At 34.2% G+C, this 19,224-nt stretch carries 20 protein-coding genes; 7 read left to right on the top strand and 13 right to left on the bottom strand.

Annotated elements, in window-relative coordinates:
* Window positions 1–116: 116 nt before the first annotated feature.
* The 7 genes from L1264_RS19680 to L1264_RS19710 all read right to left on the bottom strand — a co-directional run bounded on the left by L1264_RS19680 (window position 117) and on the right by L1264_RS19710 (window position 8,176).
* Window positions 117–2,090 (bottom strand): AAA family ATPase, encoded by a 1,974-nt coding sequence (locus tag L1264_RS19680; RefSeq protein WP_235404434.1) that lies wholly within the window; start codon window positions 2,088–2,090, stop codon window positions 117–119.
* Complete coding sequence (locus L1264_RS19685) at window positions 2,083–2,955, bottom strand: ABC-three component system middle component 1 (protein ID WP_235404437.1); 873 nt, start codon at window positions 2,953–2,955, stop codon at window positions 2,083–2,085. Before L1264_RS19685 ends, L1264_RS19680 begins: the two co-directional genes overlap by 8 nt.
* Window positions 2,948–4,555 (bottom strand): hypothetical protein, encoded by a 1,608-nt coding sequence (locus L1264_RS19690; protein ID WP_235404438.1) that lies wholly within the window; start codon window positions 4,553–4,555, stop codon window positions 2,948–2,950. The genes L1264_RS19685 and L1264_RS19690 overlap by 8 nt, the downstream gene beginning before the upstream one ends.
* A 379-nt stretch (window positions 4,556–4,934) precedes the next feature.
* Entirely contained in the window at window positions 4,935–6,059 is a 1,125-nt protein-coding gene (locus tag L1264_RS19695; RefSeq protein ID WP_235404440.1) for a hypothetical protein, read from the bottom strand.
* 323 nt (window positions 6,060–6,382) lie between these two features.
* The gene (locus tag L1264_RS19700; RefSeq protein WP_235404442.1) at window positions 6,383–6,889 is read right to left on the bottom strand and encodes a GNAT family N-acetyltransferase; all 507 of its coding nucleotides are present in this window, start codon (window positions 6,887–6,889) and stop codon (window positions 6,383–6,385) included.
* Window positions 6,890–7,411: 522 nt separating this feature from the next.
* Entirely contained in the window at window positions 7,412–7,834 is a 423-nt protein-coding gene (locus L1264_RS19705; RefSeq protein ID WP_235404444.1) for a hypothetical protein, read from the bottom strand.
* Between the two features lie 39 nt (window positions 7,835–7,873).
* Window positions 7,874–8,176 (bottom strand): hypothetical protein, encoded by a 303-nt coding sequence (locus tag L1264_RS19710; RefSeq protein ID WP_235404445.1) that lies wholly within the window; start codon window positions 8,174–8,176, stop codon window positions 7,874–7,876.
* A 300-nt stretch (window positions 8,177–8,476) separates the two neighbouring features.
* Between L1264_RS19710 and L1264_RS19715 the strand changes: the two genes are divergently transcribed.
* The 4 genes from L1264_RS19715 to L1264_RS19730 are packed head-to-tail and all read left to right on the top strand — an operon-like array spanning window position 8,477 to window position 11,817.
* Window positions 8,477–8,809 (top strand): hypothetical protein, encoded by a 333-nt coding sequence (locus tag L1264_RS19715; protein WP_235404447.1) that lies wholly within the window; start codon window positions 8,477–8,479, stop codon window positions 8,807–8,809.
* Between the two features lie 2 nt (window positions 8,810–8,811).
* The gene (locus L1264_RS19720; protein WP_235404448.1) at window positions 8,812–9,465 is read left to right on the top strand and encodes a DUF1922 domain-containing protein; all 654 of its coding nucleotides are present in this window, start codon (window positions 8,812–8,814) and stop codon (window positions 9,463–9,465) included.
* Window positions 9,466–9,475: 10 nt separating this feature from the next.
* Complete coding sequence (gene traF / locus L1264_RS19725) at window positions 9,476–10,459, top strand: conjugal transfer protein TraF (protein WP_175083578.1); 984 nt, start codon at window positions 9,476–9,478, stop codon at window positions 10,457–10,459.
* On the top strand, window positions 10,459–11,817 hold the full coding sequence (locus tag L1264_RS19730) for a conjugal transfer protein TraH (RefSeq protein ID WP_235404450.1): 1,359 nt from the start codon (window positions 10,459–10,461) through the stop codon (window positions 11,815–11,817). Before traF ends, L1264_RS19730 begins: the two co-directional genes overlap by 1 nt.
* A gap of 193 nt (window positions 11,818–12,010) precedes the next feature.
* On the opposite strand, the gene L1264_RS21550 is transcribed toward L1264_RS19730, so the two are convergent.
* The 4 genes from L1264_RS21550 to L1264_RS19745 form a co-directional block, all read right to left on the bottom strand.
* Entirely contained in the window at window positions 12,011–12,181 is a 171-nt protein-coding gene (locus tag L1264_RS21550; protein WP_370317202.1) for a hypothetical protein, read from the bottom strand.
* Window positions 12,182–12,339: 158 nt separating this feature from the next.
* Window positions 12,340–12,564, bottom strand: coding sequence for a hypothetical protein (locus L1264_RS19735; protein ID WP_235404452.1), 225 nt, complete (start codon window positions 12,562–12,564; stop codon window positions 12,340–12,342).
* Window positions 12,565–13,280: 716 nt separating this feature from the next.
* A complete protein-coding gene (locus L1264_RS19740) occupies window positions 13,281–14,489 on the bottom strand; it encodes an EAL and HDOD domain-containing protein (protein ID WP_235404454.1) in 1,209 nt (402 codons plus the stop codon).
* A gap of 147 nt (window positions 14,490–14,636) precedes the next feature.
* Window positions 14,637–15,497, bottom strand: a complete 861-nt coding sequence (locus L1264_RS19745) for a DNA replication terminus site-binding protein (RefSeq protein ID WP_235404456.1) — start codon at window positions 15,495–15,497, stop codon at window positions 14,637–14,639.
* A 292-nt stretch (window positions 15,498–15,789) separates the two neighbouring features.
* On the opposite strand from L1264_RS19745, the gene L1264_RS19750 reads away from it, so the two are divergent.
* Window positions 15,790–16,677 carry an abortive infection family protein gene (locus L1264_RS19750; protein WP_230237710.1) on the top strand — a complete coding sequence of 296 codons (888 nt, stop codon included), beginning with the start codon at window positions 15,790–15,792 and terminating at the stop codon, window positions 16,675–16,677.
* A gap of 156 nt (window positions 16,678–16,833) precedes the next feature.
* Here L1264_RS19750 and L1264_RS19755 read toward each other — a convergent pair whose 3' ends face one another.
* Window positions 16,834–17,094 carry a hypothetical protein gene (locus L1264_RS19755; protein ID WP_230237709.1) on the bottom strand — a complete coding sequence of 87 codons (261 nt, stop codon included), beginning with the start codon at window positions 17,092–17,094 and terminating at the stop codon, window positions 16,834–16,836.
* Between the two features lie 24 nt (window positions 17,095–17,118).
* Window positions 17,119–17,433, bottom strand: a complete 315-nt coding sequence (locus L1264_RS19760; RefSeq protein ID WP_138534046.1) for a hypothetical protein — start codon at window positions 17,431–17,433, stop codon at window positions 17,119–17,121.
* Between the two features lie 654 nt (window positions 17,434–18,087).
* Here L1264_RS19760 and L1264_RS19765 point away from each other — a divergent pair.
* Together L1264_RS19765 and L1264_RS19770 are read left to right on the top strand one after the other, a co-directional pair.
* On the top strand, window positions 18,088–18,480 hold the full coding sequence (locus L1264_RS19765) for a hypothetical protein (protein WP_235404458.1): 393 nt from the start codon (window positions 18,088–18,090) through the stop codon (window positions 18,478–18,480).
* Between the two features lies 1 nt (window position 18,481).
* A complete protein-coding gene (locus L1264_RS19770) occupies window positions 18,482–19,069 on the top strand; it encodes a hypothetical protein (RefSeq protein ID WP_230237707.1) in 588 nt (195 codons plus the stop codon).
* The last annotated feature ends 155 nt before the right edge of the window (window positions 19,070–19,224 follow it).

Raw genomic sequence — 19,224 nt, forward strand, 5'->3', positions numbered from 1 at the left:
TACAATCGCCAACTGGTTGAAGCGATGATCAAAGTGAAGGCGCTAAATAAGATCAACACCCTTGGTCTGCCTAAATATCAGTAAGTTAAGTGAATTTGTTAGAGAGCTGCATTTGATCAACAAGGCCATCGAGTAATGTTAGTTTTATATATCTTATACCCGTCATTTAATGCGTTTAGTATACTTCTATAGTTTGATATACCTGTGTCATACTCTGTTATTTCATCTGTTAACTTGCTGTATTGATTGTTATTTAATAGTTTAATTTGATTTTCTAAGTACTGAATATCGTTTGTAACATTTTCTAATGAAAAAGGCCAATCATTAACTTCTGTACTTGCATCTACACCAATATCATCTAATTTAGCTTTAATTAGCTCAAATTCGTCCTCAACTTTGACTGAAAGCGTACTGTCTAAAGTTTCCAACAGAGTTTTAATTTCAGTATATTTTGCTTCTACGGAATAATCGGCAGAGAATAAGCTAGGGCAAGCGTGTTTACTGTATTGCGGGAGGTATTTATCGAACCAAGTTTTAAATTCTAGAATGTTATCAAAAATATCTTTATTGATCTGACGTTTTCTCAATATTTCTTTGTAGTTATCATTAAAATAGCTGTATTTAGCAAAGCGATCTTTACTTCGTTGGATAACAGGCGTAATTAACTCATTGATAATTTTGTTATAAGCTAACTCGAGCTTTTTACCTGTATCTGTTTGTAATTGTTGGAAAACAGCCTTTTGTTCTTTGTATGCTGTATTAAGTTCGATTAAATCGTCATATGGGTGCCCGCATAATGGGCAATCAACACCTTCTTTATTATCCGAACGTTCAATGATCTCTTCTTCTTCGCCGCAGAATTTATTTAACTTTTTAATTAGCGTTTCACTGGAATTGGTTATGCTAGTTAAAAGTTTCTCGGTCGTGCTTTGAGTATTTACAAGAGTTTCATAGCTATTGATATCGGATTTGTTTACTTTGTATAATTTTTTGAAATGTTTTTGTATTTTATTCAATAAAACATCTGTAATCTCAATTTCTTTAGTAATATCTAAATCTTTTAGTTCACTATAATCTGTACATTTTTCAATAGTCTTAGTAATCCACAAGATATGTTTGCTTAGTGATTCAATGCGGGAATAGTCTGAGATTGTACTAAAAAGAAGCAGATTTTTTATTAAATTTTTATTCTCAATTTTAAGCCATTCTTTAACTTCATGTCTTTGTTTAATAAGTGACCAATTATTTTTCCCGTCTTCGCTTAATATCCGCTTGCATTCCTCAAGCGCGGCTTTATATTTTTCGAGTTTTTCAATCGATTTTGTTTTTGTATCTAGCTGCTCTATTATATTTCCAGATAAGCTAATCTCATCATGTGCACCTTCTTCAGTTCTAAGTTCTTCACGTTCTGTTGTTTTATCGTCTTTCTCTTTTTCCAAACCTGTTATTTTAGCTGAAACTACATTTTTTAATTTTTCTAATTGATTGAACGCGTTTTTTTCATCACCGATACCAAAGAGGTGATCTATTTGTTTAAATCTAGATTTTTCATCAAGTTTAAGAAAATGCAAAGTTTCTTCTTGCTGTATGTAATTGAATACAGTAAACATTTTATTTAATTCTTTAAAATTTAATGCTTCCTGTAATTCTTCAATTATATTCCCATTTCCTTCTCCAATTTCAATAGATATATCGTCAACATTATCTGGCCAGCTCTTTAAGATTCCGCGGTAAATATGATTAGCCCATTCTTTATTTTTTCCTTTTTTAGCTTCAATGTAAGTTCCGATAATCAATGAGTTATTATTAGAGATTAATTCTAAAACCACGAAAGCCGGAGCTCCGTCGACTCCATTGGTTGATATCAACATATTTTTATTTCGTTGCTTGGTATCAATTATTTTAGAATTTTTAAACCGACTGACAGTACCTGTAAGGGCTATTTCAATTGCATCGAATATTGTTGTTTTACCAAACCCATTTGGGCCATCTAGAATAATTAAATCTTTATTTTCGAAGTTATATGAAAACTCTTCCGTGTAAGATTTGAAATTTTTAACGAGCAAGCGACCAATTCTATAATTACTCATTGACCCCATTTCCTTTTAAATTAGCTAGCAGTGCTTCTGCATCTAAGTCGGTATCGGACTCTTCCATTTTTGACGCATATTTCATCGCTACTACATAAATTTCCTCTAGGTTTTTATCTAAGATGGTAAATTTACTATTTCCCTCTTCTTCGTCCGTGTCAGTATTGAGCGTAATATTGTATTTTTTTGTATTTTCCGCGATTTCATTGTCGATCATATTCTGTAAGGAATTAGATTCGGAGCTTTCTACGTTTAAATGTAAAAATGGCAACTTTTCAAAAAATTGGGCGCATCCTGCATAATCAGAGTCTTCGTTTGTCTTGCTCATGAATTGTTTAAACTTTTCAGTGTCATTCATGCAATCTTGCAAATATCTAGTTATTTCAAAATCCGTTGAGCTGGATATTTTATTTCCCAAATTATCTAAAAACTTGGTTGGGAGCAGTAAAACTTGTTTTTTAAAAAAATACTCGTTTTCTTCTATTTCAGTAATTTGGGTAAGTAGGTTAGTAATATCACCAATTTTATTCGTGAATAGCAATAACGTGGTGTTTTTCTCAAAGCTATTATCTAACGCTAAAAATGGAACTCCATTTAATGGTCGCAAATCATTAACACCCGCATCAGTCGTTAAGTGGTTTAAATATGACATCAGACTGATTTGTAAATCACGATTGACTAAATTTAATTCGGATATTTGAATTTCGGCCAATAAAAAATAATCACCAACTTTATTGTTTCTTACGAGGATAAAGTCTTGTGTCTGTAGAGTTATTGTGTCGTCATCAACTAAATTAAAAATACCAGCAGACAAGCCTAATTCACCTAATAATTTAGTAATGGTATTGAGAAAATCCTTATTCATTTAATTTTTCCTGTGCTAATTCATAATGAACAAAAGTGAGATCTTTGGTTGAGGTTATATGTTCTTTATCTGCTACTTCATAGCCTAACACGTTAGGTACTTCTACAAACTTTTCAAGACGACCTGAAAACTCAGTGTTATTGGGTGAATCGATAACAATAAAGTCAGTATCTTTATTTAAATATATGAATCGATCTTTAAAATCTATTTTTAGAGTATCAATAGCATTTTTGGCATGACGGGGGTTTGAGCGATTTACGCTAATAGTACTTGCATGAAAATGTTTACCATTTTTTGGAAACAAGAAACAGTCGTCGTGTTCTATGTTCAGATTTTCAAGAAAACTTAAATAAGCTATGCTGATATCATTCTCGTCGGCAATATACTGATGATAGTAATTACTTTTACTGGGCTTGTCGCAAACAGATATATGTGGTTTTAATGCTTTCAACAGAAATGCTAACTTACCTTGTTTTATATATTTATCATAAGTCGTTTTATAATGCCTATAGAGGTTTCTGCGCTCTACTAAGTTTTCTTCATCTAAAAAATCAATTTGCTTTTGGAATGCATTCTCAAAGTTTTCACGGCAAATTAGTTCCCAGTAGTCATCGTTTGATTCATCGATTAGCTCCGTTCTTAGACATGTTAAAATCTCAGTAAACGTTAATTTTCGTTTAACTATTTCACTCAGCCTTATCGTTTCATCCCTTCTTAGGTCTTCATGCCTCTGTTCTACATACTTATCAATAAGGTCTTTTATTGATGCAATGTAAATAGTTAATATATCAGAAGTGATACTTAGACTTAGACTTGGATTTATATGTTTTAAAATTAATTCAGCTAAGCACATTAACTTTTTCGTTAGTGCTTCATCATCAAGTGCTAGATCGTAGTCAGAGTTAGAGTCAAACGAGCATAGAATATTTTGACTTTTTAATGTTCTTTTTGAACCGTGTTCTAAACTGACTTTTGATTTTTTTATGTCTATATAATCTGATAGGTCTTGATTAGGAACAATTATTTTCTTTGATGTATGGACGTAAACACATCCATTTAAATATTGATCTTTTATAGTTATAAAATCATCTAAGTAATTATTAACTGCAGTTACCACATCATCATTGTAACCATCTAGGTTTGAGAGATTATTTGCTATTATAAATCGGCTTTGGTCGACAACGTTCTCCTCAACTAATCTACTAACTAATTTTTCAATGTATTCCTTTTTATTAAAGTCTTTGGTACTAATCTGAGCATAATAACCAATATATTTAAATAGATCATTTTCGGATATTCGACCTTGTTGTCTTGATAAAATAGTGACAATAGCATCAATATAACTACTAAATTTATCATCATTATAATGTTTAACTTGATGATGGCTTATGTACTGATCATTTTGGAGTATAGAAAAATCCTCCAACCATTCGAATTCAATACTATATTGCTCACAGAACTCATCTATATTTTCCTTATGAAGCAATGCATCATTAATAAGCTTTAAACATACATACAGTCCGACTTTTCCTTGATAAGAAAAACCGTTCCACGTCGCGGTTGCATCAAACAATGGACTTTTAAATTGTGTATCTTCCATTTTCAGCTATTTCAATCCTATTGGGTAATATGCGGGGTAGCCATATCTAAAAACAATAAATTACAACAGCTTAAAATCTAACTTCATTTTATTTTGCAAATCAAGTAGGCAAGCATCCAATTATCGCTAAATCAGAATTAGCTAACCGAATTCTGACTCAGTTTTCATTATCATATATTCAGGGGCATACCGGCAGCTATAATATGGAAAGCTGACGTTTAAGCTTCAAAGATTAACGCTCACCCCTCGCTCAAAACCACCTTAGTGCATTTACGTTAACTCACTTTAGGGCAGCTTCATGTCTGACGATATGGTTCTGAAATGCCGTAGATCAGAGATGCGTTATGCTACAACACTAACGCAACCGCTATTGTAGTGATCAACCTTTAAGGTCGTATAATTTCATTAACCGTGACTTTTCTTCATTAAATATGTAGTCATAGTCTAGAGTATCTTCAAGGGTGTCTTTTATAAACATCAATTTCTTAATGATCACCCAAGCGCTGTAATTTACAAATGGATTAAGGCCAATAAAATTTCCAGCGTTACCATCTTTTACAGATTGTATTTTATAAATTATTTCAACCTTTTTCCATGCTTCTTCAATATCCCAATTTGATACAAATAGTAGTAAAGATGAAAGTGCCATTAACGGATTAGATTTAAAAAGTGCACTAGGAGATAGTTTTTGTGATAGAAAACCGTCATTCTTAACCATTTTAAAGGCAAGTTTCCGAGTTAATTGATACTTGTCTAATATCACGCTTCGGTCAAAGTTTAAGGTACTTGAGTCATTTATTATTATACTAATGGCCTTTTTCACTACAGCTTTCTGGCTTATCTCTAAATAGAATGGATTCTCTTTATAGTATTCAATCAATTTGTAATGAGGATATTGATGGCTTAGAGACTCATAAACTTCCTTATCGATATCAAATCCTTCTTTTGAGGCTTCGGTAACGTCTAGGACAAATTTTTCAGAATTTCTTTTAGATTTAACATATGAGCTTCTAGCAAGATTGACAATGTGTGGAGAGATATCAAAAAGCTCCTGACCACTTTTCCTCAAATCAAGAAACCATTGCCTCATATCTCGCATGTCACCTTGACTGAAAATATTGTTTTCTATCCCAATACTAACTATGACTCCAATTTGTCTTGTTATGGAAGACTTAGAGTTTCTGAAGTCAACTGTACCTTCATTTGCAACCAACTTTTGTTTGTCCTCTCCATTATAGAACTCACAAAATGGTAAGTGTGCATCAACTCCTTGAGAATTTCTAAATGCAAAGTGAGCTTGAGATACTGTTCTACCAGTCTTTGCACAAATACCCTCACTAACTATATAACCACCTGTTACATTGCATGCAGGACACTCTACGTCATTTTTTACAAAGTTTTGAAACGAAACATCTAGAGAGTGAGGACTTTCATTGAAAAGTGACTCCAATTGAGTTACATCTAATTCTCGTTTGTAAGTGTTTGAATAAGCAGTTATTGGCATATCTCATCTCTCAATTTGTCTGATTATAAGACCATTTCTTATCAACGATTAAGATACTACTTTGAAGACAAACTGTCGCTCATATTTATTTTCTCTTTTACTGTTGAATCTAGGTGACAAAAAGAACAAAGTCATCCATTAATCTCATCCTGCGAAAGTAACCTCTATATGGCATTTAGGATTAGTAAAACTATGAAATCTGCATATCGCGCGTAACTCATAACGGGGCAAATGTGAGTTAGGGCCGAAAGGCGGCTCTTTACAAATTCCGGATGCTCATAACGCAGTAAGTAGCGAGCTAAGTTTTATGTATCCACTCTTTGTTACTTATTATGTGTATTTAAAACAAGCTCAGTGCAACTTAATTGTTTGTTATTTAGTTTTAAAAAATTTGCTGTTGTACCAATAGCTTCAAAACCAAATTTGTGCAATATGTGCATTGAAGCAGGGTTATTATTTAGCACCTGAGCGTTTAATTGTTTTAAATTAAGCTTATTTTTTCCGATGTGAATTAGTTGTTTTAAGCAGTAACTTGCTACACCTTTAGATGTAAACTCTTTACCTACACGATAACCCACATAGGCTTTTTGGTCTGAAATATTTTTTAGGTTAGCTCTCGCAACAATAACATTGTTTTTAATTACAATACCGCAAAAGGCATTGCCTGAATTAATTTGATTAAGTAGATAATCAATATGCTTTGTAACACCACTGTGAGAATAAAAGTCTTTATGCCTTGGCTCAATAAAACTTTCAAACCATTCTTTGTTTTTCAATTCAAAGTCCAATAGTTTATTTACGTGATTTTTAGAAAGTGTTTTAAGTTCCATACACGCCTTTGATATTCATGATTTTTTGCTAGAGGTTTGCTAGGCATTTTGCCTTACAAGGTTGCTATCTGTAACTGTTGCTCTTTAAATAAATGTAGTTGAGTTTCAAAAGCAAACTGCTGTATCTCTGATTCCCATACATTTGAATCAAATGTAATCCAAACTTCCATAACTACTACCTCATTATTAGCTCGCTCACTTCGGATATTTCGGCCCTTACTTCGGGGTTTTTCAACATAAATACAATTTAAGAAAGTAAAATGAAATTATAACCTAATCAAAGTCAAAGCATGGGCCTTTGATTTGATAATACTCGATCGGCAAATTAAACTTGCTTTGCAGTTCATTCAGATAGGAATGTTCAACGCTTGTGCATTTTACAGGACCAGCAACAACTAACTTTTCAACGAAACCTGTTTGATAAAAGTAGGCATACTCTAGAAGTTGCCCAATTGCTTGTCGTATACATGATTTAGCACTAAATGCTGTTTTGATTTCGTATAATCTGTACTTATCACCCAATTAAAGAGTCAGGTCAACTCTTCCGCATCCGATTAGGTTTTCAGTGCCTACATTATCTCTGCCATAGACTCGTATTAATTCATCATACAAAGCCTGTTGAAGATCATTGTGCAGGAGGCGTACATCAATTTGTTCATCTCTCTTATAGGTAAGTTTGGTAAATGACTGTTTTGTTCTGCAACCTGGTTTGAAAATAAAAGAGGGAGTAGAAGGTTTGCCATTTTTTGATGCTATCTCTATGTGAAGATACAAAGGTAGCAAGCGATCTAACACATCACAAACTCGCTGATAATCAATTCTTTCACGATTTTGTTTTTCACCTAGGAAAATAAAAGCATTAGTTTTGCACCATTCTGACTTGATTATGGTTGGCTGAAAGTCTTCACTTCTTGAGCCGTCATGCTCAACATCATGGAGCCACATGCTTAAATCGTAAAACTCAGTTCCGAATTCATTGATGTATTAATTGAATAAATTAATTTTCTCTATTAGAGCATTAAGGTTTGGATGATCTCTACTAGGGCGAAGGGAGAATGCTAGTCCGTATCGAAACGAATTATTTTCAAAGCCGATGTTAAATTGAAGCTCGGCTCGACCTCCGAAATGAGCTCCCCAATCTTTTTTTACTCCCCTTTGGTCAAATACGTACTTTGAGGGAACTCGTGATAAAGAATGAATATTTTTCCTCAATTCTTGAAGGTTACCCAGCTCATATTCTGTGAGCATTTCATTAATTTTATTTGCCATGTGAAACAGAGATTTCATTTAAAAACCTAAAAGTTATACCTGAATTGAGAATTACATTTAGATTATTAATGGCAACTTTGATTTTTGATAACAGTACTCGGCTTAATTATCTAATGATAAAGTGTTATTGGTTGAGATTGCGTTTAATTTTTTACATCATAAAGTTACGATTTATAAATAAATAAAATTCAACTAAATCAGCTGTTTAAAATTTCTATAAATTTTTATTGTGAAATATACACTTTGTATAGTTGCCAATTTAGTGACCTTCTGTTTAAAATATAGTTTCATTGTTAATAATTTTTTATTGGTTGTGTTATGGAAAATCGAAGTCAATTTTTGGATGAAGCAATATCTATTCAAGTTAGTGCGTTGCTTCTAGTGAAACAAGCTGCAGTTGTAGATATTCAATTGGCTGCGCACCTTTTCTGTATTCAATCTGAAGCTGATGTGGTTGCTATACGTGATGCTAGTACAATGACATTGCAACGACTAGCTAGAGAAAAAACAGTTATTAACGCGGCATCGCTTGGTTTGAATGGAATTAAACAAATGCTAGATGCTATTAAAAGTGCTGAAAATAACGATTTAAAACTTGGCAAGCTTAAAAACTTAGCTGCAAGTACCTCAATCGCTGTGGTGGGGAATTAATTATGAATGCAATTAGTTCAGAACTCATAGGTTTAGTGGATGGTAGAAGTGTTTCATATAATATAACAAGAGACATTTCACTGATTGTTACGCTGATGTCTCTTAATGCAAGACCAGCTCTTGTTGCAGAGCTCTTTCCTTATATCAAAATTGGACGCTATAAAGAAATAAAAAGGGAAGTAGACACTATTTCTTCTAAGCCATTTGAGTTCAAGAAAATTGCAAATTCAGTTGGTTATGGATGGGTTGATTCAAACCGCGAAGGCTTTTTGATAGCGAATCTGCTATTTAATGAAGCTAAAGCTCTGTACCCTAATTTTGATTTTGATAATGATAATGTTTTTGCAGATATGCTTGTTAATGTTTGTATAAGCTTTAATAAGCGCTTCCAAGATTTGGTCGACCCAATTGACATTAATCAAGTAAATTCATTGTTTTGTGGAATTTCTAAGCAGGACTTATACCCCAATAGATGCTCATGTGGCCGCTTTTATTTAAGAACAACCCAAAGCTTCACTTCTTCTTGTCCTTGGTGCCGTTGTGGTGTTAATCCTAAATCAGTGAAAACAATCAAACTTAAAAAAGTAAATATCCATCATTTCGTTCAAGAGCAATCAGTTCGAGTACAACACACGCAAGTAGCTCATATTTCGTAGGTTGAAAGGAATGAGATTCTATTTAAGTTTAACAATTGTAGCGTTGGGAGTTATGAATGCTGGCTTTGTGTCTGCTAAAAGCTCACCGGTTTCTGGAACAGAAAAGCCTAGTAGAGGATGGCACTTTTACGAAGATCCTGAGCTTGTAGATGAGGAAAAGCAAGAAGTTCCAAAGGCGCAACCTCCTTCTGCACAGCCAAATGATAAGAAACAACCAGAAATGGTTGAAATTAATTCAGCTTGGTTGAAAGAAAACCTTCCTAAATTACTCAATACAGCTATTGATGATCCTAGTACAGAGAACATTTCAAACTATTATTACGCACAACGTTTAGCTATCGACAAAGCGAATGCATTTAGCGATCAAACAAAAGAATTTTTTATGTTTGAAGAGCAACTTTCTGAAAGTAACCGCCGACCAAATTCAAGTAATGCGTTATTTGCTCATAAAGTAAAAACAAATAAAGATAAAGCCAAAGTGTTCAATTCTTTATTTGATAAAGCAGGGCTGTGGATGTTCTATCGTTCTGACTGCCCGTATTGTCACCAACAATTTCCTGCGATGGAGTCCTTAGCTAAGATAATGGGGGTTGATGTGTTAGCAATCTCAATGGATGGCATTCTTTTAGATAAAGAGTTCCCGGGAGTTAAGCATGTGATCGACCCTAATATGACTTTGTCTCGAAAGTTTCAAGTGAACATTACCCCTACAACAATGCTTGTCTCAAATGATGGTCAGCACTTTCAAACAATTAAATATGGCATGGCATCAGGTAGTGAACTTGTTCAAAGAGCACTCTATGCAGCAAAACGGATGAACCTCATTAGTGAGGAGCAATTCGTTAAAACACAAGAAGTAAAAGACATTCTTGTGTCAAAGGAGCCTTTAGTAGTTGAAAAGCAAAAGTTAGAAGACAACCCTTCAATTCTATCTGACCTACTCAGAAAACGGCTTAATGAGATTAACCTTTCAACGACATCAAAGGCTCAGTAATGTTTAAAATTAATAAATTAACAGTGCTAATTGCACTTAGCGCTTTGTCTCCATCAATTCATGCTTCAACTGTGATGGAAGATGTCTTTACTGAAGCTGTAACATTTCAAACGACAACTGCTACGTCATTCAGTACACCAACAAGAAACGGTATAAGTTTTGGTGGGGCTTCTTACAGAGTAAAAGGGGTAAGAGCGAATGTCGTTAATTTTCAACCTCCGAAAATATCTGGAGGCTGTGGTGGCATCGACTTTTTTGCTGGAAGCTTTAGTTTAATAAACTCCGACCAATTAGTGCAAATGGGAAGGGCGATTGCACAAGGTGTACCATCATATGCCTTTAACTTGGCTTTAACTTCAGTTTGTCCCTCATGTAGTAAGTTAATGTCAGACCTTCAAACAAAACTTGATGAATTTAATCAAATGACGGCTAATGGCTGCGAAAAGGCTGTTGGATATTTGGGAGATCTGAAATTAGATGACGGCACAAATGCAGTCGATACTTTCAAGAGCTCAGTGCAGTTTGGTGCTTTAGAAGGGCTCGCAAATGATGCTTCAGGTTGGTTAACAGATAGAGGTGAGGTAAACGCTACGAAAGGCGATACAGATAATACAGCTGTTAAAGCAGAAAAAAATGGTGTCGAAGTAGAAGTTAATACAGCTCATCATATTCTAGTGAATGCAAATGTCAGTGCATATACCCATTCCTCAATCTCAGGTTTGGGTGGTGCAAACTTAAAAGACCTCATCATGTCGTTAACCGGTACAACAATTTCTAGAAAGTCTGGAAGCACAAGCTCGACCGATACTGGGATTGATGTAATAACTAAACCTGCAACTGTCTCATTAAGAGATATTTTCGAAGAGTCTGATACAGGCTCAATTAGAGTAATGAAGTGTGAAAGCACAGATCCAAATTGCTTAAACCCTATTGAACAAACTATCTTAAGCAGAGGCTTGAAGTACATTTTTGATGATATAGCAGAGCAGCTCGTTGCGAAAATTGATAAAAGATTAAACGTAGCTCAGGCGGCAGATGAAATAGCACTACAAGCTATTGCAGATTTAAATGCTACAGAGTTAGTTAGCGCTTTAAAAAGCCCTCGGTTGGCTGCAAAAACATTATCATTAACAGCGCAGGAAGCTGTAGCTCAGCAAATAATAACGGTACTTCAGGAAGTACTTCATAACATCAAGTCAAATTCATCTGTAGGTTTATCATTAAAAGGGGCTGTTGCTAAACCATATATCGAATCACTGGATAAGCTAAATGATGATCTTGAAAAAATGCGCTACAAAATACGTGAAGATTTGAAGTTAGTTGCCACACCATATGCGGTTACTCAGGCAATGAAATAAGTTATAGACTATGATGAACAGTGTGAGCTTGATGGTATTTATGATTTCAAAGAATGATAATTTTGAAGTTCAAGAAGAGTGTAATTAAACATTGTACCGGTGTTTGTTGGGTATATTCAGTGAAAGCATTATCAACTAAAATCTAAATATATCTTAATCTCTTGAATTGAAATACGTTAATGAATCAGTTACTTCACTGAATTTTGGAAAGAGTTTTTTGCAGTAATGATTTTTTTTCTATGAAGCTTGTTGCAGAAAAACAATCAGAAAATATGATTACTTCATACCCTCTTCGATTTGCTTCTTTCCCGTTGCTATCTATAGTTAATGCAGCACAGGCTCCTACGAAAAATAATTGATCTATTTTGTTTTTTTCAGGGCGCTCTCAACTTTAGGATTGCTGAGCATGTTTAAACCAAATTCACAGGGAATACTTTGAATTAATTCTCCAAAAGTACTAAAAAAATCTAATTCTTGAGCGCCAAATGAGCCTTTTTTAAATGCTTTAGTATCTGCGACCCATTAAAATATGCCTACAGGGGCATCTAGCTTTCGAATTTCATCAGAGTAGATTAAGGGAATGCTTATTACATAATCAAAGTTAAGAATATGTGTCATTAAGAGTGAAAAAGTACACTCTAAAGCTTCTTTTTGACAAGCTACGTCTTTGATAAATGGGTTTATCTTACCGTTATAGTGGAAAATATCATTTTGATAGCCTGTAATAACTAAGGCTGACTTTTTCATAATGACCCTCCGATGAACCTAATAATTATATTAGGATAATAGCCTATAATTTTATCAGGTAAAATTATAGCTTTTAAAAAATCTACTTTCTAACTCTAAATGTTCTCATTGTAAAAACTATGATCATTAACTGAATTTTGGTAACTTACTGATAAATAGGGTGGTGTTTTTTGGTCTCATAATTGCTTTGTAATTATCTTGGAGGCGCACATGATTAATATCTATGATGTCATAAGAAATGTAATTGCAGTTGAGGAAATTACTGAACCTCACTTTTTTTGCATTGAAAATTTAACTGGCTACCACCAGTGCCTTCTACACTCTTCTAAACTGCATAAAATACTTCCTCAGTTAGTCAATAACTTACGTATGTTGAGCTGCCAAGGTTTTAGCTAACCACCTCACTTTGCTAAAAATAAATAACAGCCTGCAGCTCAAATTTGGAGATGAAATTGTTTACCACTTTACCGATAAATGTGAATTTATTTACCCGTACACAGTTGAACCGCGCCTTAGAGAGTGTGCTGCTAAAACCAGTAATTCATTAATTGAAAAAATAAGGCTCTATTGTAACTTTCAGACCCAACAAGAACATTGGAATTTAGAGTGGGTAAATGAAAATTTTAATAACTCTCATAGTTAAGTTTGATAACACTATAAATCTCCATGAACTTAGGTAGTTAAGTTATTAACTGATACTTTAGGATAGTTTATAACTACATTTCTTTAATAAGTTTATCCATTAATTCGTCAGCCCACTCAATCCCTTGCCAGTAGGTTTGCATCAACAATTCAACATCTTTGGAGTTAAATTTATCAAGGTTAAAATCGAAGCGCTCTATAGCTTTTATGATAAGCAGTTTATTACCGATAGAGTTTTCTTCACCTTTTAATGCGGCTTTTAACTCTTTATTTAAGTTAATTTTTTCAAGAAGTGTTTCTAAATCTGTACCTATTAGAGCATGGAGACCAGAAAATAACCCCAAATAGAAATAATCATCTTTATTTTTTATGGCTCTAATTTCTGCAAAGGCTTCTAGTGCTTTTGCTCTACTTAATAAAACCCTAAAAATTTCAAGAGGGCTTTTTGATTCACTAGCAAGTAGCAGTAATGACACCCATTGTTGCACAGCTTTAATACCCAGCATGACAATTGCTTCGCGTAAATTCTCAATTTTTCTTGAAAAAGAAAAGTAGGAACTATTAACTAGTAGTAGCATTTTGATAACTAATCTAGGATCACATGAGATTAGCGTGCTTATCTCATTTATTGTTATATCTTCCCTAAGAAGTTCCGTTATTAAATTTAAAGCTACCTGCTTACTAGGGCTCACTTCAACGCCTTTTACTAGTTCAGGTTTGTCGAAGAAATATCCTTGGAAGAGATCAAAGCCAAGCTTTAAACATTCTTCGAACTCTTTTTCGGTTTCTACTTTTTCTGCAAGTAATATCAAGGAATAGGGTTGTAAAATTGGTAATGACTTCTTTATGTTTTCAAATGGAATTGCTGAGATGTCTATTTTCACAATATCTACATAGGGTAAGAACTTGAATCTATCAGGTTCGAATATAAAATCATCTAAAGCAAATTTGAAACCTCTCTGTTTAAGATTTCTTATTCTTGCTATAATTTGAGGGCTGGCAACAACATCTTCTAGAATTTCTAAGATAATATTATCAGAAAAGCTAGGGAAAAAGCTCGGTGATTCTATCAAAGAAGAATCGATATTAATAAAAGCAGGTAAATTATTTGTTTTTTCATTATTCTGTATTGCCGTAAACAAATTACTAAGAAGCTCACTTGTAGCTCCCATAGCATCATTGCTTTTGCTTACGTCGTAACGACTCCCTCTATACAAAAACTCGAAGCCATAGATTTCATAATTGGCATTAAGTATGGATTGCCTCGCCATTAGTGTGTTCAATTCAACCTCTTAGCACAAAATTTAGTCTTGTCATCATGTTTTTGCAGATAAAAGTAGTAAAGATTTCATCATATATTACTTTTTTACAATGTAAAAATTAATATGTGGCTATAAATTAACAATAACCATAGCGAACCAAATTAGGTTTTAATCTAAAACGTACAACCGTTTAATAAGGTAGCTCATATCATTTTTTCTTGATCCAGTTCGAAGATAGCTAGTCAGTGGTGACACTTTACATGCTTGTTCACCAAAAACGATTGTTGGAGTATGTCCATAAAACATAACCGTGTTTGTGTCATCTTTGAATGAAATATTAAGCTTTGGAGTAATAGGCAAGGGTCTTTTTATTTTGATAAATTCACCTGGTTTGGCTTTAACTAACTCAATTTCTTTATCAACCCAAGGTGCCCATTCTGCTCTGGTTTTGCCTGATGGAGGGTTATCTTTGCTGCCGGCTAAATAAGTAAGAAACTCATCTTTGTTAATAGTTCTCATACTGTTTTTGTTACACCAAGTAAAACCAACTCGTTTAACAGGGCCATCAGCAGCTTTGATAAGCCTGTAAATTTGCAAGGTGATAGCGTTAGGACAAATTGACTGAATTAGGTCTCGCTTTTGACCTTGGTTGAGTTTGTTACAGTTGATGAGCTCTTTTATGATCACTTTTTGTAAATTACATGCATCTACTAGCTGTGAAGCTAATTGATAATGACTTGGCGCCAATTGGATAAAGCCAGGTAGTCTAAAAGGGTATTTAGGTGAGTGATTATAATCTGGTGTAAACCGGGAAAAAGCTCCTGTGGCCATACTTAATGCAGTAAAGCCGGTATGCTTTTCAGGGGTTACTAATTCCCAACCACTAGTATTGGACATGTCACCAGCTGAAGCTGGTAACTTATAGCATTCAGCATGAATCACCTCAGATTCATGAAGGAATTGGTTAAGTGCTTCAGTCGCACTAACTAATTGGTTAAATGCAAACTCAACATCATTATACAAAGACATAGGAAATTCACTTAAGCGGTTACTTTCTATACCATCATACCACGTATTGTATATAAAGCACACACCTCAGCATCTGCGTTTTTGTCCTTTGTTTAATTTAATTTTTCTTTTATTTATTTTTATCTTCTTGAAGTAGGGCGCAATACAATCGGGGCTATTCAATGGCACTATGGGTGGGTGAGTATTGATTATAGCTTTTAGTATGATGGTATAGATTTAATGTTAAAGTAGCCGGAATTCCGAAACAAGGTATCCATATGAAAATAACAGTGGATATTTTATATCCTACAAAATGCTTGATAAACTGTTGGCATTTGCAATCTCATATCAAAAATTTATGCGAAAAAAAATTCCTGCTCCAGTTATTGCTGTTTTATCAGATAATCTGCATGAGATAGAGTCACACGTTGGATTAGATAACCTATTTACCTATGCTGACGCACCAGGAGAACCGCCTGTAGGGTCTAAGCAAGTAAAAATACAAGCTTGGTTACGACGAATTAATAAAGAATCTGATTTTCCACTTAAAATTCTAGGGAAAATCATTGAAGAATACATGGAGTTGTCTGATGAATTAGCTCAAGATAGCTATCAATGGGGAGTAAATATTACAGCGCAAAAGCAAGAGCTAAAGACTAAATTAATAAAAGTCTTTGAGCGTTGTAATTTAACATACATCAATGGGGGGACAGTTTCAGACGGTAGTTCAGCTCCCAGCAAATCATTATTGGAGGTAATTAAAGGGCGTGATATCCCTTCAATAGAAGCTGAGTTTAACCGCGCATTAAATAATGTAAATTCAGCCCCACGAGACGCTGTTTCCGCTGCATGTAACATATTAGAGTCAATCTTTAAGGTATACATTGAAGATGAAAAATTACTGTTCCCCCAAAAGCAAGATCTCCAAGGTGTTTGGAAAGTAGTAAGAGATGATTTAGGTTTTGACACTAAACTAGTTCAAGATGATGATCTAAAGAGGATTATTTCTGGGATGTTGTCAATTGTGGGAGGCATTGGTGCATTTAGAACGCATGCAAGCTCAGCGCATGGGGAAGGACGCAAGGTTTATAATTTGAAACCACGCCACGCTAGGCTTGCTATTCACTCTGCGCATACTTTAGCATTATTTGTCCTCGAAACTTGGGATGAAAAAAAGTCAAAAAAGCCTAAGAGTGTTTAAGCTTTGAATTAGCCGTTTAATGCTTGCGTTCTAAATGGCCAAGATTTGAGCCGCTGGAATAGAAAATGTATTCTGCATGGGAAGTTCTATTTCTTATTTCACTTTTAGGCCGATTTCGAATGGGCCGTGAAGCCCATAAATGAGTAAATAGAATTCTTAATGGCTACACTGCGGCAAGGGCAGCTTGATACTATTAAAATTGGGTAGGGTATTATTAGAAATCGTTAAAGAAAGAGTTTTATCTGAACCAATAATTTTTATAAAGCCAGACTCTCTATCTAATGTTTTTAGGCCCGTAAAAAATACCTCAGCAAACCAAAGAGCTTTGTCTTTATCCAATGTAAATCTTTTAGCTACATCTCCTCCAGCACCTCCAGCACCACTATAACCAATTTCTACAACGTAATATTCTTTCATGTTTAACCTCTTATTTTAAATTAATTACTTTTTTACTATTGAACCACAAAGTTGGCCATCACGCTCAGAGTAAGAAAATTTAAAATTTTGAAACTCAGTAGATACCACTTTTATATTCTCAAGTTCAGCTGAGTATGTGTCATTCAATAGCTTTTCCTCTCCACTTATAGTGTTTAAGGCCGCATACGTAGTAAGAAGATCCACTTTTATTTGCTTTTTGATTGCAGCTCTATCATATGATAATGGATAACATGCAGTATTATCCCCAGGGATAATTGCTGCAGCTTCGCTAGATAAGCACGCTAAGATTATTGATATTAGTGCTGTACTATTTTTCATTGTAAGTCTTCCACATCGATCATTTAAATCTAAGATATCACACTCTTAAAATCGCGCTATTTTCCAGAATTAAACAATTTAACAGGGCCAAAAAGCACAGTTCCTTGCTTTGAGTTCAATAGAGGCAATTTCAAAGTAATGATTAAGGGTGTGTAAAATTCAAGTGGCAAAGTCATGCCGTATCGAAAATATGAATTCAAGCTGCAACTTACAATAGATAATGAAATGCAAAGTGAAATGTAAAATAACCCGCGAACTGGGCTTTGTTTCTTTTTAATGAGTAACATCTGAACCTCCAATTAACATCACTCAATGATAAATACCAATAGAACATATTAAGTTTGTTTTTAATTAAAATTTCGCATTTTTAGGCCAAACAAATTTGAGAGTTTGTATGCTTGCTGAGAGTACAAGTAGGCAAAATCTAAAAGCGGAGATTGAAGTACTTAGTCAGCCATCGTAATGATCTATAGGCATACCTTTGCTGAGAAAAAGACCGCCAGAAATTATAATTTTAATGAAGCTAATGACATTTTTAGTGCTATTTTCGCCACACTATGACTCTTTCTCATCTAAAACAGACGTATATTCTTCTCCTCAAATACCCTGGCAAAAGATAACAGTTGGCCACATAAAAGCAATAATAAAGGACTATTGCTGGTAAACTCTCAGTACATTATTATTAAAATAGATGTAGTAGTTAGAGTTGGATGTTTATATGGGAGCCTCGCCTATAGCCTTAATGAGCTTATTATTCTGCTTCATATTTTGGGTGATTTATTCTTAAAGCGTGAATTTATTCGTTCTCTTGCAATAGCGCAGCGCGTCAGAAAGTTGGTTCAAGAGTCAATTCAACTGGAGGTCTACATGAAAGGACTGCCAGTTAATGATGAGCGTTCTGCTGTATTCCGTAGAATTCAAGAAATTAAAGCTGAACTTGCTGGAATAGAAGGCTTTCCTCAAAAGAGTAGTATTACCCCAGCCTATGCATCCAAGATTGAGCTTAAAAATGTTGTTAATTTAGCCAGCTACAAACGCAGAGCTTAATATGGAACATATAAATGCATTTGTAATTTCTTATAACAAGTTATTTACTGCAGGAGCTAGTGACTTCTTTTTTAAATACTTGATGAGCTTTTCAGGCTTACTTTTTGTGGTTTTCTGCCTAACTATCATTAAAGCCTACTATAAAAAAACATCATTCTCACACATGTGTTTAGTAACATTCGTTACAATATCCTATTTATCAACTGATTACTTAATGGCTCTGGAGTACTCAAGAGAAGGCGGTGGTTTTATAGATGGTATAGTCAATATGTATTTGATGTTCTCACTTTTTGATAGCATTACAGCGCTTATCATTGCCTTATTATTTCCTTTTATAAGGAAGGGTAAAGGGTACTCAGGTGCTTCAGTAATTACAATGTGTATCTTTTTGATAAATTCTGTCTTGCATCTAATTTTGATGTTAAATTATATTACGCAAAATTCCCTTAACCCATATTTAGGCTTTTTTTATTCCATTACTGTAAATATAAACGACTTGATATTACTTAGTGCATTTCTGGCCCCAACATTTATCGCTAAAGTAAAAAACCTTTTCACGGAAAAACTGTTTTTACGCCAGTCGGATTAAAATGGCCAGAGTCTTTCTGGCCATTTTATTTTCGGCCCTAAACCACCTACTTCAGTAGGTGGTTATCATCATTTAGGCTTTGCCTGAAAAAATACTCATGTTAATTCCTTACTTGATTTTTAGCGAAGTCATATAAGGAAAAAACATGAGTAGAT

The sequence above is a fragment of the Pseudoalteromonas sp. APAL1 genome (genome assembly GCF_021532475.1).
Taxonomy (GTDB): domain Bacteria; phylum Pseudomonadota; class Gammaproteobacteria; order Enterobacterales; family Alteromonadaceae; genus Pseudoalteromonas; species Pseudoalteromonas lipolytica_C.

Coding starts and splice junctions, on each gene's coding strand:
- L1264_RS19745 (WP_235404456.1), bottom strand. CDS start 15,497: ATGTCTTTGTATAATGATGTTGAGTTTGCATTTAACCAATTAGTTAGT.
- L1264_RS19750 (WP_230237710.1), top strand. CDS start 15,790: ATGCTTGATAAACTGTTGGCATTTGCAATCTCATATCAAAAATTTATG.
- L1264_RS19680 (WP_235404434.1), bottom strand. CDS start 2,090: ATGAGTAATTATAGAATTGGTCGCTTGCTCGTTAAAAATTTCAAATCT.
- L1264_RS19710 (WP_235404445.1), bottom strand. CDS start 8,176: ATGAAATCTCTGTTTCACATGGCAAATAAAATTAATGAAATGCTCACA.
- L1264_RS19715 (WP_235404447.1), top strand. CDS start 8,477: ATGGAAAATCGAAGTCAATTTTTGGATGAAGCAATATCTATTCAAGTT.
- L1264_RS19690 (WP_235404438.1), bottom strand. CDS start 4,555: ATGGAAGATACACAATTTAAAAGTCCATTGTTTGATGCAACCGCGACG.
- L1264_RS19770 (WP_230237707.1), top strand. CDS start 18,482: ATGGAACATATAAATGCATTTGTAATTTCTTATAACAAGTTATTTACT.
- L1264_RS19730 (WP_235404450.1), top strand. CDS start 10,459: ATGTTTAAAATTAATAAATTAACAGTGCTAATTGCACTTAGCGCTTTG.
- L1264_RS19705 (WP_235404444.1), bottom strand. CDS start 7,834: ATGTGGCTCCATGATGTTGAGCATGACGGCTCAAGAAGTGAAGACTTT.
- L1264_RS19755 (WP_230237709.1), bottom strand. CDS start 17,094: ATGAAAGAATATTACGTTGTAGAAATTGGTTATAGTGGTGCTGGAGGT.
- L1264_RS19760 (WP_138534046.1), bottom strand. CDS start 17,433: ATGAAAAATAGTACAGCACTAATATCAATAATCTTAGCGTGCTTATCT.
- L1264_RS19720 (WP_235404448.1), top strand. CDS start 8,812: ATGAATGCAATTAGTTCAGAACTCATAGGTTTAGTGGATGGTAGAAGT.
- traF (WP_175083578.1), top strand. CDS start 9,476: ATGAGATTCTATTTAAGTTTAACAATTGTAGCGTTGGGAGTTATGAAT.
- L1264_RS19685 (WP_235404437.1), bottom strand. CDS start 2,955: ATGAATAAGGATTTTCTCAATACCATTACTAAATTATTAGGTGAATTA.
- L1264_RS19695 (WP_235404440.1), bottom strand. CDS start 6,059: ATGCCAATAACTGCTTATTCAAACACTTACAAACGAGAATTAGATGTA.
- L1264_RS19735 (WP_235404452.1), bottom strand. CDS start 12,564: ATGAAAAAGTCAGCCTTAGTTATTACAGGCTATCAAAATGATATTTTC.
- L1264_RS19700 (WP_235404442.1), bottom strand. CDS start 6,889: ATGGAACTTAAAACACTTTCTAAAAATCACGTAAATAAACTATTGGAC.